The following is a 14,550-nucleotide window of genomic DNA, read 5'->3' on the forward strand; positions in this document are numbered from 1 at the left end:
GATAGGCGGAGAATTTCCGGCTAATGTATATAGGAACGGATGAATAGGTAGATATAAACGGAGATATTCCGATTAACTTTTTCAAATAAGACAAAAATAAAGATTTTGATAATATAAACGGACAAACATCCTTTATTTTAAGGAAAATAAAGGTATGTTCCAAAATAAACGGAATTTCTCCGTTTATTTTGAAAACACGGCATAAGTGGATGAAGCTCCCTAAATCTAGGTAGAGAACGGGAGCTTTATGATTTTTTAAAGTAGATTAAATTCAGAAGATTTAGATGAAACCAGGTAATTTCTTGCAGACTTTGGTATTATATTAATAAAAAAATACATATAATAGGGGTTCAATATGGCAGGATACTTTTCTAAAATCGCTATGAAAATCAGCATCATACTAGCCATTCTTCTTTTCATGCCTGGAACAGGGTCCATGGCAAAATCAGGCTCCCCGGTAGTCGTAACTAAGTTACCTTCATTACGGCTAATCACGTTAAGTGAAAAAAGATTGGCTATGCTTGCGGTTGTATTGCCTGAAGAAGTGAAAGGGTCGAAACCGCTATCAAAGAAAATTGAAGAGATTTTACAAAATCCTCGTCTTGAAGGGGCGGTCACGGGTGTTAGTATTAGAAAAGCAAGTGATGGAGATCTGATTTATTCGCATTTCGGTGATACACGTTTACGGCCTGCTTCTAATTTGAAAATGATAACGGCGGCAGTTGCTTTGGAGACGCTTGGACCTGGGTATCGATTCAAAACAGAAGTATTAACGGATGGAAAACTAAAGAATCGGGTACTGGATGGAAATGTATTTTTAAAAGGAAAAGGGGACCCGACATTAAGAAAGGCAGACTTCGATCAGTTTGCCCGTGATCTGAAAAATAAAGGCATCGATCAAATCAACGGTGATGTAATTGGAGATGATCGCTGGTATGACGATATGCGCCATTCACAAGGGTTGTATGTGTCGAATGAAAATAGTTATTACGGTGCACAAATATCAGCACTTACTTTATCACCGAATGATGATTTTGATGCAGGAACGATCCTTATCGAAGTCGCGCCTGGGACTAAGGATGGTGCCCGTCCAAATGTGATTTTGAAACCTGAGACGGATTATCTAAAAATCATTAATAACGCGAAAACCGGAAATAAAGGAGAAACGGATACGCTGACGATTGATCGGGGACATGGTACCAACGAAATCATCGTTGAAGGAACGATTCCTTTTGAAGGAAAAAGCGTTGGTGAGATCCTTTCTGTGTCGGAGCCGACTGGCTATGCATTGGATGTTTTTAAAAAGTCGCTAGAAGAACAAGGAATCAAATTAAGTGATGACGTCAGTATGAAAATAGATGAAACACCTGATGGCGCGCAAATGTTAACTTCCAAAGAATCAATGACATTAGAAGAGTTATTATTACCTTTTTTGAAATTAAGCAATAATATCCACGGTGAAACACTTGTAAAAGAAATGGGGAAAGTGATGTACGGAGAAGGCAGTTGGGATGTTGGCCTTAAAGTAATCGGTGGAACCATTGCAAAATTCGGGGTCAATCGGAGTAATGTAAAAATTGAAGATGGATCAGGCCTATCTCATAGTAATTTGATTCCTCCGAATGAACTGACGAGGATGTTATATGAAATCCAGAAAAAAGATTGGTTTCCCATTTTTGAAAAATCTCAGCCAGCTGTCGGAGAATATGGTCGCTTTGGCAGCGGAACCCTAGGCTATCGAATGGCTGAGAGCGCAGCTAACGGAAAAGTGCACGCAAAAACGGGATCGTTGGACGGGGTAAGTACTCTGTCAGGATACGTCACAACAGAAGATGGTGAAAAACTTGTTTTTTCAATCATGATGAATAACTTTATCAGAGGGTCGATGTCTGAAATCCAAGATCAAATTGTGATGATATTAGCGGAGCATCGGTTGGATGGTGGCGGTATTTGAGGATATGCGTTATAAATGGGATTCACCATATAGGGTGGGTCTCCTTTTTGATTTGGATGAATAGCCATATGCTCTTCTTCAATGTTTCAGAAGTATACTTTTGGAGATGAGCAAAGAGCCAAAACCAGTATTATCAAGGATTTGGCTCCCTTCCGTCTTTATATTGTTTAAGCAGTTTTTATACATCGTTAAAAAATTCCCGTTTTCGGCTTTTGAATAAGCCTATATCCAGTCTCTTGTTTAACTAAGGCCGACAAGAACTATCTTGGTAAACCGCTCATTCCCATGCCCTGGCTTGGATAACCGCCCATTCCCATACCCTGGCCTGGATAACCGCCCATTCCCATGCCCTGGCTTGGATAACCGCCCATTCCCATACCTTGGCTTGGATAACCGCCCATTCCCATACCTTGGCCGGGATAACCGCCCATTCCCATGCCTTGGCCCGGATAACCGCCCATTCCCATGCCTTGGCCCGGATAACCACCCATTCCCATGCCTTGGCCCGGGTAACCGCCCATGCTCATACCTTGGCCGGGATAACCGCCCATTCCCATGCCTTGGCCCGGATAACCGCCCATTCCCATACCTTGGCCCGGGTAACCTCCCATTCCCATGCCTTGGCCCGGGTAACCTCCCATTCCCATGCCTTGGCCCGGATAACCGCCCATTCCCATACCTTGGCCCGGATAACCTCCAAACATTTGTCTTTCCATTTTATATCCCCTCTCCTTAATTGCTTCAAAAATAGTGTATGTGTCCATTTTCAAAGCGGGATAGGTAGTTGCCTATTTTATATGTATTTTAATTCAATAGAAACTTGCGTTTGTATTTCTGCTATCCATTAAAGGACTTGGTTTTTCCGTATTAGATAAGGTTTCTCTCTAACATTTAGCACTATGTCTCATGATATCCAACTAAACAAGGAAACTTGCTTTGTTGTTTTTTTAAATCGTGGAAATTGAAGAAGCGATTGTTTACATATACGACTTGATCCGGAATAATTTCGCGGCATCTCAATGGTCTTTGACCTGTTTCCCTCAACAAAAGCTTTTCCGCTTCCTCTAGATTTTTGGCGAAAATAAAAATCCATGGGGTGTTCCTAGCCTTTAGTGCAAACATCTTAACTTGGCAAAAACCGAGGTGATTTTCTTTCACCATTTTTACTAGTTTCGCAGAATCAGGCTGCACCTCGGATAGGATAGAATCATCATCTTCCAATGTAATTTTCTCTTCCTTTAGCAAGCAATAAATATAATGAGCCAGGAAGCTTTCCTCATAGCGAATCGCATCCTCAAAAAGCCTTTTAACTGTTGACATCTTGGATCCTCCCTGTAAATTGATTATAGTCTGCATTGACAGTCGCAACTGGACCGTTGCGGTTTTTTGAAATAATCAGTTCAAGCTGTTTCTGGTCTGAACTTTTATCATAGTACGTGTCACGGTAGAGAAAAATTATGACATCCGCATCTTGCTCGACACTACCCGATTCCCGAATGTCAGACATCAAGGGCCGCTTATTTTGCCTTTGCTCCACCGCTCGATTTAACTGGGCAAGCAATACAACTGGGCAGTTCATTTCCTTGGCGAGCACCTTCAAATCCCTTGAAATCTCCGTCACTTGCAGATGCATGTTTCCGCCATAATCTTGTGCCGGACGGATTAGCGTTAAATAGTCAATAAAAATAATTGGCTTTTGATCGGGAAATTGCTGGATCAACTTTCGAGTTTTCGCCCGCATCTCCGCAATTGTTTGCCTGGCGCCATCAAAAATCTGCATATTCGTATTGGATACACGCCCGATTGTCTCCGGCCACTTTTCCTTCTGCTCAAAACTTAGATCCCGATTCGGGTTCCGTAATTTAATGCGGTTAATCCTTCCTGTTGAAGCAATTAATCTTTGCACCAAGCTTTGATACGGCATTTCGATTGAAAAAATAATCGGAAGATACTGTTGCCAGCCCGCTTCTTTCGCGAAGTGAAGCATCACATCAGTTTTTCCCATCGACGGCCTTGCCGCAATAACCGTAAGCTCCCCTGCTTGAAAGCCGTTCGTCATTTGATCTAACTTTTTAATTCCCGTCGGAATCCCTATTGTTTGCTGCCCTTCTTGCCATGGTGCCTCATAAATTTCAGCGAGTGCCGTTGTAATGGACAAGTGGTCACCCATTCTCGCTTCGTCAATGACATTTAAAGCATGGATTACTTGCTGAATGCCCCAATCTTCCTCTCTTGCCCGCGTTAAAATATTTCGTTTCTCCCGCTCTTTCCATACGTCTAGAAGCAGCTGCTCATACTCATCAAACTTTTCGGGACTCGCATACGCTTGTAAATCATAGAGGTAGGATATTCCCCCAAATGGCTCCATATCCACGGTTGTTGTGAGAGTGATAATATCAACGCTCGTCCCCTTTTCATGCAAAAGCCGCATTTCCCTCAAAAGCGCTTGATGACGCGGGTCTTCAAAATGTTCCGGCCTGACGATACTATCCGATATGTAAAAATTCTCTTTCAACATACAACCTAAGAGCGCCTTTTCAACAGTCACCTCGGGTCCTCCCCTTCTGAAGGATTATGTTCATAAATCTCAAGGTTATTGGGTATTGCAGAAGATACCTTTTTCTGTTGTTCAAACTCTTTATCAAGGGCCCATACATCTCCCAAGGTTTTCACCCGTTCATCACGCCATCTTTTCAAAATCCCGTATGTATACCGCCAGTTTCGCTTACCCACTGTTAAAGATATTTTCATAGCCTCCAAGACAAGCTCTTCCCCAAATTCATCAACACTATCAAGAATTTCTTCTGTGATAAAGGGAGAAAGCATCCCAAAGTTCTGTTGGTAAAAATCAATCACATTTTCCTGACCACGACTACCACGTAGTAGTTGTTTTTGTTTTTGTTTTTGTTTTTCTTTTTCTTTTTCTTTTTCATTTTCATTTTGTCCACGTATCGTTAACGTATCGCCAACTCCCGCTTGGTTACTAGCTTTTGCATTATTTGAAGATTCAAAAGGCACATCTAAATATGACTCGTACATGTCTCTAAATCTTCTATTTGTAATACGTTCTCCTACATAACGAATTAGTTCTCGATCTTTGACCTCTTCCATCTCACTTCTTACACAATCCTCGACAGGCTTTCCACCGCGAATAAAATTGTATTTCCCCCAATTCTTAATCGCGATTTCCCTAGTATCCGGGTTATATTTCACAAGCTTGTACTGTTCAATCAAACGTTCCAAACTACTGTTAACCGTATCTATACAAAAATATGTATCAAACGCCATCTGCCTCTTCGAAATCGTATAAATGCCAATTTGCTTCGTATGTTTATTCGTTAACAAATAAAGAAACAAATGCCTATCCTCAAGCACCATCTCCTCCACCTTTTGATCTTCCCAAAAATGAGTATGAACTACACGATACTTCGCCATTGTTTTTCCTCTTTTCCTTGAAATATTTTTTAATATGAAACCCTTTCACTTTGTATATATCGATGAGGTTGAGAAAAGGACACCCCTGTTAGGAAAAAGATTTATGAATATGAGAAAGAGGCAAAAGGCGCGAATTCATATCTGTAAAGTGAAAAATAAAAAACTCCCCAAAAGCGCGGTAATACCGCTGTTTTTAAGGGAGTCTTAGTTTTTTTACTGTCAATGTTGATAAAAGTTTATAAAAAAAAAAACATCGTTGCACCGAAAGATCGATGACAAAGATGTCCTTTGAAAGTTGATGACAAATTTAAAATAAAAAAAATTCGCGTGAAAATATTCCTTTAAAAATAACTCCACTTCATTATTTTGAATAATCATTATTCTATTTATAAATATCCCCTCGATACATATCCTTCATCACTGTTTAATTGTTCCAATTCCTGTTCCGATAATGGTTCCTGATCGGAATCGGCCTTATCAATCTCTTCCCATACTTTTGGCTTCTTCCGGGAACGTTGAACGAGGTATTCTAAATAATCGAATGCTGCCTTTTTGCCCCTTTCATCCAAATGATCTATCAACCGATATAACTCTTCTTTGCGGGTAGCCACACATTCCACCACCTTCATTTTGTTTTTAAAAGGAATATAGGGTCTGGCTCTTTAGTTGTCGGTTTACTTACAATCCAATAGAGTGTCTTGCCCCCCGTGCTGCTTATGGCATGTCGGGAGATATTACTTTTTTGACTCTCCCTATTTGACCATCATGCAGACGAACTTTGATGCCATGAGGATGTGAAGCTGATTTTGTCAGAATATCCTTAACAGTCCCCCGAGTTAACTTACCCGTTGGTTGATCTATTTTCAATACAATATCCACTGTTTGTCCTGCTTGTATATCCGATCTATTTCTACCATTCATATTGACAATCTCCTTATTTGAAAATATCTTTAACTTCCGATTAACTTTTGCATGGCTTTTAGTGCGAATCGCTCCCATTGGTATCTCTTTACTAGTAAGATTGCTCCCTAATCAGTATCCAGATAAAAATTCCACACACATTATCCCGTAAAACGGAAATCATTGCAACTCAGCCTTAAAATGGGAGATCCCTAATAAGTATAGAATGATGACCTTTTCTGTATTTTTCGTTAAGCAGTATGGGTTAAGAAACTCATAACTTAACCTATGATAAAATTTCGTTTTTAATGCGCTTGGCCATTTCCATAAATGTAAAGAGACTGCAAAAATGTGAAACTCCTTTTAAAAGCCACTTATCAAAGGTATATTTTATTTTTGTGTTAACATTAATAAATAGTTGGGAAAACTTTTTTTCAACTAGGCGTTTACGAGTAATTTTTACGTGAAAGGTTATTAAAACGTTAGTTTGTTACAAAGGGGTTTGAAAAAATGAAAAATAATCGGAAGTTATTAATGGTCATGTTAACAGTAGTATTCATTATATTGGCTGCATGTGGAAACACTTCTGATGGAGCAAATGCAAAACCGAACAACCAGTCATCAAACAAAGGCTCAACTGAATATGCAAATGCCGACACATCAGATAAAGACTCAACAATTATTGATAACAATACAACAGAAAACTTTTCAGAAGGTGCTGAGAACACTCAGCTAAATGATCAAGAAGGTAATTCTAATACATCTACAGATTCAAATGATAAAGAGTCACCGAAATCTAGTAATAACGATAGTGAAATAACTGAAAGTAAAAAGGATGAATATCTCAAGAAACTTAATGAAATGGAAGAAGCAGATAGAGATGAAGAAGCTGGAACAACAATGGCAGAACTAGAGGAACAAGAAACGGACAGATATAAAAAATGGGATGAAGAATTGAACGTAATTTACGGAGTATTGAAGGAACAACTTAGTAGGGAGCAGATGGATAAATTAAGAGATGAACAACGACACTGGATAAAAAGCAGAGATGAAGTTGCGAAAGAAGCATCACTAAAATATAAAGGTGGGTCAACCGAATCATTAGAATATGTGGCTACGCGAGCAAGTCTTACAAGAGAAAGATGCTATGAGCTAGTTGCGCATTATATTAAATAATTATCCAACACAAAAGAGTCTTTGATTTTTCAGGAACAATCTTATTTCTAAATAATAGATAGAGTGTAGGTGACATACATGATTCGGAACTCTCTTATTGTAAAGTTATTTTGCAGCATTTGCCTCATTCTCGTTCCACTTATCGTCATTTTAATCATTAATAATTATTACTCTGTTGGTGTAATAAGGAATCAGGTAGAGCAATCAAATAAAAAAATGTTGAATCTGCATATGAATGAAATTGACAAGCAATTGGAAAACACCGGGAACTTTGTATATCAACTATCAAATCACGTGGATATCTTATCCTTACAAAAAAAGGAAGATGTAGATTACAATAATGTCGTCAAAGCAAAACTACGACTATATCAAACCATTTCTAAACAAGCGAATTTTTATATGCCGGTAGATTCACTTTTCATCTATACTGCGGGTTATGATGAAATGATTTATACGCAAAAATTTGGCAATAGCTATACGGAAAGAGTGGAAACGGCAAATGAAATAAAAAATGTATTACATAAAAACGGAAAAGAATTACCGGATGGTAAATGGACCCTCTGGAAAGGGGAGCACCATTATTATTTGCTTTATATCATTAATAATGAAGATGTGTTTACTGGTGCATGGATGAATATTGATAAATTAATCACCCCTCTAAAACACATTAAATTTGGTGAACTAGGCAGAACCGTGATTACTACCTCTAACTATCTACCAATTACCCATAATAAATTTCTTCAATCAGAGGACATTGAATTAAAGAAGCAATCTGAGTCGTACTTAATTAAAGGGAAAAGTGATCAGTTTATTGTCATGAATGAGCCATCCATAAATGGAGATTTCAATATTGTTGCCTTAATACCTGAACAAACTATTTTACAAGATTTGCCGTTTATACAACGGATTTCGATATATATTACGATAGGATCTATTCTATTTTTGTTGCTGTTTGTTATATTGATGAGAAATATATTTCTAAAACCCATCCTTCAAATTGTCCATGCGATGAAAAAATTACGCAATGGCGATTTGAATATTCGTCTACCAAAGGCGAAAAGTTCAACTGAATTCGAAATGATGAATGAATCTTTCAATCGGATGATTTCGGATATTCATCGTTTGAAAATTGACGTATATGAAAAGAAAATAAATTTACAAAAGGCAGAATTAAAACATTTACAGTTGCAAATTAATCCTCATTTTTTCCTAAATTCCTTGAATATTATATATAATTTAGCAACAGTGAAGGACTTTTCTTTAATCCAACAGATGTCCCAATCTCTAGCTAATTATTTTCGGTTTATGTTCAAGAGTAATTCATATTTTGTCAGCTTAGAAGATGAACTAAAACATACACAAAATTATTTAAACATCCAGCAATTACGATTTCCTGATGCTTTTACATATCACCTCGATGTTGACCCAAAGTGGAATAAAGTTAAAATACCTCCACTTATTATTCAATCACTTGTTGAAAATATTATAAAACACGGACTTAATTTGGATGATACAATGGAAATTCTGATAAAAGTATGGCAAAAGGATTCAAAGGATGATTTTATTTTCATTCAAGTAGATGATACAGGAGATGGGTTCTCGAAGGATATTTTATCCATGCTAAATAAGGACGAACCTATTATTACAGAGAATGGTGAGCGTATTGGCATATGGAACATAAAAAAGAGATTGGAATTACTATATGGGAAAGACAGGACGAATATTGAATTTGGAAATCAAGTAGGGGCTTCGGTAAAAATAAAACTTCCATTAAGTACAAAGGATGTAGGGGATGAATAAATGACAAACATGAATGTACTTATTGTCGATGATGAAGTTCATGCAGTTAGAGGAATCTTGGCAGGTGTTGATTGGGAAGAGCTTGGAATTGTATCTGTATTTACGGCACATAACAAAAAACAAGCCCAGTCTATATTTGAACATCATCATATCGATTTATTATTAAGTGATATCGATATGCCAAAAGGGTCTGGAATCGAATTATTATCATGGGTAAGGGAATATCATCCTGACACAGAGGCCATTTTTATTTCTTGTCACTCTGAATTTGCGTTTGCAAAACAGGCGGTCAAATTGAAAAGCTTGAATTATTTGTTAAAGCCGATTGACTATAAAGAATTGGAAGATGAGATCAAGGAAGCCATTCAAAAAATCCAAGAGAATCGGAATCTAAATCAGCTAGAAGAGTCATTTTTACATCTGCAGGAAATGCATCGTTCCAATCAAAAAGAAACCTTTTGGAGAAATTTGATTGACGAAATGATTCCTTCTTCGGAAAAGGAAATAAACGATTATCTGAATAAATACGAAATTAAATTTGGCATAGATGCACAGTTTCTCCCTATTCTTGCGCATATACAATACCGACCTAATGAGGAGCTTTTATTTCACGAGGAAGCGGAAAAAAAAGCCGCTCATTATGTTCAAACAGAAATAATGAAACTGGAATCAAATGTAACGGTGATTCAATTATCAGCAACTCACCTACTATTTATTTCGGAAGAACTAGTTAACCATAACCAAATCGTCAATCATTGTGATCAAATTATTACACAGTTCAAACAATCACTTTATTTGGACTTTTGTTTTTATATAGGGAAACAAACTGAGTTAAACAACTTGGTCTCGGTTGTGCACGAGTTAAAAAGAATGGATAAAAATAATGTTATACATACAAATAAAACATTCTCGATAGAACATCATAATAGTAGCTATTTTACACCGAATCTACCAAAGACAACGTGGATTGAATTAATGAAAAATGGTTCCAAAGATAAGATTCTTGATGAAATTCAACAATTTATTACATCTTGGAAAATAGCAGACATGAATGTCACACGAAATTCTCTTCATGTGTTTTACCAAGATTTTTTGCAAATTATTTTCTATCTCTTGCAAACAAAAGGGTTGGAAGCAAATAAAGTTTTTTCAAACAAAGTGTTGCTAAATGAACTAGAAAACATAGGAACGATAGATGACTTCAAGGAATGGATCCTCTTCTTAACGACATTAACGATGGAACAAATTCATCCGAATGAAGATAGCTGTTCCGTGGTTGACAAAGTTAAGGAATTTATTAATGAAAATATCAGTATCCACAAATTAACGAGGGACGACATCGCTAATCATGTCTATTTAAATCCCGATTATTTAACAAGGATCTTCAAAAAACAAACTGGCGTATCTATATCAACATATATGCAACATGTAAGAATGGAAAAGGCAAAACAACTGCTTACACAAACGGAACTCCCTATTAGTACAGTAGGGCTAGAATGCGGTTATACAAATTTCTCCTATTTCTCAACCTTATTTAAAAATTATACCCATCTAAATCCAATGGAATTTAGAAGAACAGTTATGAATCAAGAATCCTGATTAAACATGTGCTCTGCAATTTCTGTAGAAGCACATTTTTTTGTGCAGCAGTTTTCGCATGGTTTTGTTTAAAAGTCTGAAAAACAAAAATGATATGTCGGATTATGAAAAGTATATTGTTAGAAAGTTCGTTATAGTTAATCAAGAGAAAAAAATATTGAGTATAGGGGGATTTTGAAATGTCAAAACATTTAAAATCAATGAAAACATTACTGACGATACTGATTGTATCCTTATTGGTTATTTCAGGATGTGGATCAAAAAAGGATGGAAATACAGCGGGTTCCAATGGGAAAGATGCAGCACCATATGAATTGACGATGGCCTATATTGCATCTTCCAATGTTGATGATATTAAAAATGTCCAAGAAGAAATTAATAAGATAACAAAAGAAAAAATTAATGTCAATGTAACATTATTACCTATTGGTGGTGGTGCATGGACACAGCAAACAAACCTGATGTTAACTGGTACAGAAAAACTAGATTTAATTGTATCCTCATCTTTCTATAACTATAGTACACAAGCCGCTAAAGGGCAGCTTCTTCCGTTGGATGAACTACTAGAGTCACATGGAAAAGGCGTCTTAGAAACTATGCCAGAACATATGATCAATGCTACAAAAATTGATGGAAAAATCTATGGCGTTCCAAGTGTTAGGGACTGGGCATCAGATCATGGATTTATTATGAGAAAAGATTTAGTTGAAAAATATAACATTGATTTATCAAAAGTAAAAACAATTGAAGATATGGGCGACATTTTCAAAACGATAAAAGAGAATGAACCAACAATAGACCCAATTGTTAACACAGGTACATTACTTTCCGTTGCTGAAACATATATTTATCCGTTTTTTGATCGTTTAGGCGATAATATCGGAGTATTGGAAATGAAAGAAGATAACTGGAAAGTTGAAAACCTATTTGAAAGTCCGATATACAAAGATGCCGTAAGTTTAGCAAGAGAATGGTATAAAGCTGGCTACATTATGAAAGATGCTGCAACTTCTGATGAAGTTGGTTATAACATTGTGAAGTCTGGTAAAGGATTTGGTTATTTCACGAATATGAAGCCAGGACTCGAAACACAAGAAACAATCCGTTCAGGTCATGAAATGGTGGCTGTAAGGGTAACAGAACCATTCCAATTCACAACTTCCGCAACAAGTTTTATGATGTCACTTGCAAGAAATAGTGAAAACCCTGAAAAAGCAATGGAATTTATGAACCTTTTATATACTGATGCAGATATTATGAACTTATTAACTTTAGGTATTGAAGGTAAGCACTACACAATTGATGACGAAGGTTTTGCTGTACAGCCAGAAGGTGAAAGCAATTATGTATTTAACCAGTGGTTAATTGGAAACAACTTCCTTACTCATGTTTGGAAAGGGAATGAAAAAGATTACTGGAAACAACTTTCTGAATTTAACGAAAGTGCAAAAGCCTCTCCTGCTTTCGGATTTAGCTTTGATGTTACACCGGTAAAAACAGAGATTGCTGCGACTGCAAACGTACTGGAACAATACCGAGCTGGATTGGAAACAGGAACATTGGATCCTGAAAAGTCATTGCCAGAATTTATTAAGAAATTAAAAAGCGCCGGTTCAGATAAAATTATGGAAGAAAAGCAAAAGCAACTTGATGAGTGGAGAAAGAAGAATTAATCGTTGTATACAAACGATCATAAATAAATCGTAAGTAGAGAACTGTTTTACGTTCTCTACTTATGTGATTTTACAACTTAAAACATATTTAGGTAAAAGCTTTTATTCCATTTTGAAGAGGTGATATATATTGGAACATGTTTCAACAATCAAACCTAAAAGAAAAGTAGGATCAAAGGCAAAATCAACATATAAAAAAGCGAAATTTTTAAGATTTCTTCCTTTATTTATCATGATGTTACCAGGATTAATCTATCTACTAATCAATAATTATCTACCTATGTTTGGATTAATTATTGCGTTTAAGGATGTTAATTATGCTACTGGGATTTTTGCCAGTGATTGGGTTGGATTTGAAAACTTCAAATATCTTTTTGGAACAAGAGATGCATTCATTATTACTCGTAATACGATTTTATATAATGGTCTATTTATTGTTTTAAATACAGTTTTTGCTGTAGCAGCTGCCATTTTGTTAAATGAAATTAAAAATAAATTTGCGGCTCGTTTTTATCAAAGTGCGATTTTATTGCCTTTTTTGATTTCAATGGTAATTGTTAGTTATTTAGCCAATGCATTTTTAAGCACTGATGTCGGCTTTTTCAATAATACAATTTTACCAATGTTGGGCAAAGAGGAAATATCATGGTACACCGAGGCTTCGCTATGGCCATACATATTAACATTCGTTAGTACTTGGAAGGGCATTGGTTTTTTATGTGTCATTTATTTAGCAGCCATTGTTGGAATTGATGGAGAGCTCTATGAGGCGGCTACATTGGATGGTGCAAATAAGTGGCAACAAATACGCTTCGTCACCATACCGCTCATTATGCCCATTATTATTATGATGACATTACTTGCGATCGGTAAAATTTTCTACTCCGATTTTGGATTGTTCTTCCAAGTGCCGATGAATTCAGGGGCATTATATGATACAACAAATGTTATCGATACGTATGTGTATCGTGGTCTGATACAGCTTGGGGATATCGGGATGTCTGCTGCGGCTGGACTTTATCAATCTATCGTAGGTTTTGTGCTTGTTCTATTATCCAACTGGGCAGTTCGAGTAAGAGATAAGGATAGTGCATTATTTTAGAGAAAAGGTGATTTGAAAATGGTAACATCAGACCGTATAACACAAACCGTATCACATATTTTCCTGGCTCTTCTCGCCATTCTTAGTATCATTCCATTCATTATCTTAATATCTTCTTCGTTAACGTCCGAAGAATTCATTTTAAGAGAAGGGTATAATTTTATCCCTGCTGAGTTTAGTCTTTCAGCATATGAATATTTAATAAAGAATTCTAGCAGCATCCTGAGAGCATACGGAATCACTGTTTTTGTGACAGTCGCAGGAACGATTGCAAGCTTAGCCATTACCGCCATGCTTGCATACTCACTTTCAAGAAGAGATTTGCCGTATCGGAATATCCTAGCATTTTTCGTATTCTTTACATTACTGTTTAACGGTGGACTTGTCCCAACCTATTTGGTATACACTCAAATTTTTGATGTGAAAAATACAATATGGGCACTTATTGTTCCAGGATTGTTAGTGAATGGATTTAATGTTTTACTCATGAGATCCTTTTTTATGACATCTATTCCGGAACCCGTTATCGAATCAGCTAGAATGGATGGTGCAGGAGAATTTAGGACATTTTATTCAATTGTTTTACCACTATCATTACCCATCCTTGCAACAATCGGTTTATTGCAAACCATTGTCTATTGGAATGACTGGTTTAATGGGTTAATTTATATTACGGATAAAGAAATGTTCAGCATCCAGAATATGTTAAATAGAATGCTTAGTGATATTCAATTCTTAGCGGAAGGCACTTTAGGCACAAATGCAAGTGAAGCTGCATCGCAAATTCCGAGTACATCCGTACGAATGGCGATAGCGGTTGTTGGTGTGCTGCCTATCATTGTGGCTTATCCTTTCTTCCAAAAGTATCTTGTAAAAGGCATTGCATTAGGTGCAGTTAAAGGGTAATCATC

Annotated in this window: 13 protein-coding genes; 7 read left to right on the forward strand and 6 right to left on the reverse strand. The window is 36.7% G+C overall.

Going from position 1 to position 14,550, the window contains the following annotated elements; translation table 11 throughout:
- Positions 1-355 precede the first annotated feature (355 nt).
- On the forward strand, positions 356-1,954 hold the full coding sequence (gene dacB, locus NQ185_RS16905) for a D-alanyl-D-alanine carboxypeptidase/D-alanyl-D-alanine endopeptidase (protein WP_257583194.1): 1,599 nt from the start codon (positions 356-358) through the stop codon (positions 1,952-1,954).
- 260 nt (positions 1,955-2,214) lie between these two features.
- Here the strand turns inward: dacB and NQ185_RS16910 are convergent, their stop codons facing one another.
- The 6 genes from NQ185_RS16910 to NQ185_RS16935 form a co-directional block, all read right to left on the reverse strand.
- Complete coding sequence (locus NQ185_RS16910; RefSeq protein ID WP_257583195.1) at positions 2,215-2,670, reverse strand: hypothetical protein; 456 nt, start codon at positions 2,668-2,670, stop codon at positions 2,215-2,217.
- A 181-nt stretch (positions 2,671-2,851) separates the two neighbouring features.
- The gene (locus NQ185_RS16915; RefSeq protein WP_257583196.1) at positions 2,852-3,274 is read right to left on the reverse strand and encodes a hypothetical protein; all 423 of its coding nucleotides are present in this window, start codon (positions 3,272-3,274) and stop codon (positions 2,852-2,854) included.
- The gene (locus NQ185_RS16920) at positions 3,261-4,502 is read right to left on the reverse strand and encodes a replicative DNA helicase (RefSeq protein WP_257583197.1); all 1,242 of its coding nucleotides are present in this window, start codon (positions 4,500-4,502) and stop codon (positions 3,261-3,263) included. The genes NQ185_RS16915 and NQ185_RS16920 overlap by 14 nt, the downstream gene beginning before the upstream one ends.
- On the reverse strand, positions 4,499-5,389 hold the full coding sequence (locus tag NQ185_RS16925) for a DnaD domain-containing protein (protein ID WP_257583198.1): 891 nt from the start codon (positions 5,387-5,389) through the stop codon (positions 4,499-4,501). The genes NQ185_RS16920 and NQ185_RS16925 overlap by 4 nt, the downstream gene beginning before the upstream one ends.
- 386 nt (positions 5,390-5,775) lie before the next feature.
- Entirely contained in the window at positions 5,776-6,000 is a 225-nt protein-coding gene (locus NQ185_RS16930; RefSeq protein WP_257583199.1) for a hypothetical protein, read from the reverse strand.
- Between the two features lie 103 nt (positions 6,001-6,103).
- Positions 6,104-6,310, reverse strand: coding sequence for a YwbE family protein (locus NQ185_RS16935; protein WP_257583200.1), 207 nt, complete (start codon positions 6,308-6,310; stop codon positions 6,104-6,106).
- Positions 6,311-6,799: 489 nt separating this feature from the next.
- On the opposite strand from NQ185_RS16935, the gene NQ185_RS16940 reads away from it, so the two are divergent.
- The 6 genes from NQ185_RS16940 (at position 6,800) to NQ185_RS16965 (ending at position 14,545) form a co-directional block, all read left to right on the forward strand.
- Complete coding sequence (locus NQ185_RS16940; RefSeq protein ID WP_257583201.1) at positions 6,800-7,465, forward strand: lysozyme inhibitor LprI family protein; 666 nt, start codon at positions 6,800-6,802, stop codon at positions 7,463-7,465.
- 78 nt (positions 7,466-7,543) lie between these two features.
- Positions 7,544-9,265 (forward strand): sensor histidine kinase, encoded by a 1,722-nt coding sequence (locus tag NQ185_RS16945; RefSeq protein WP_257583202.1) that lies wholly within the window; start codon positions 7,544-7,546, stop codon positions 9,263-9,265.
- Positions 9,266-10,864: a response regulator transcription factor gene (locus tag NQ185_RS16950; RefSeq protein ID WP_257583203.1), complete on the forward strand. Its 1,599-nt coding sequence runs from the start codon at positions 9,266-9,268 to the stop codon at positions 10,862-10,864.
- 179 nt (positions 10,865-11,043) lie between these two features.
- Positions 11,044-12,537, forward strand: a complete 1,494-nt coding sequence (locus NQ185_RS16955; RefSeq protein ID WP_257583205.1) for an ABC transporter substrate-binding protein — start codon at positions 11,044-11,046, stop codon at positions 12,535-12,537.
- A 232-nt stretch (positions 12,538-12,769) separates the two neighbouring features.
- Entirely contained in the window at positions 12,770-13,639 is an 870-nt protein-coding gene (locus NQ185_RS16960) for an ABC transporter permease (RefSeq protein ID WP_257583235.1), read from the forward strand.
- Positions 13,640-13,657: 18 nt separating this feature from the next.
- On the forward strand, positions 13,658-14,545 hold the full coding sequence (locus tag NQ185_RS16965) for a carbohydrate ABC transporter permease (protein ID WP_257583206.1): 888 nt from the start codon (positions 13,658-13,660) through the stop codon (positions 14,543-14,545).
- The last annotated feature ends 5 nt before the right edge of the window (positions 14,546-14,550 follow it).

The sequence above is a fragment of the Lederbergia panacisoli genome (genome assembly GCF_024626525.1).
Classification (GTDB): Bacteria; Bacillota; Bacilli; order Bacillales; family Bacillaceae_C; genus Lederbergia; species Lederbergia panacisoli.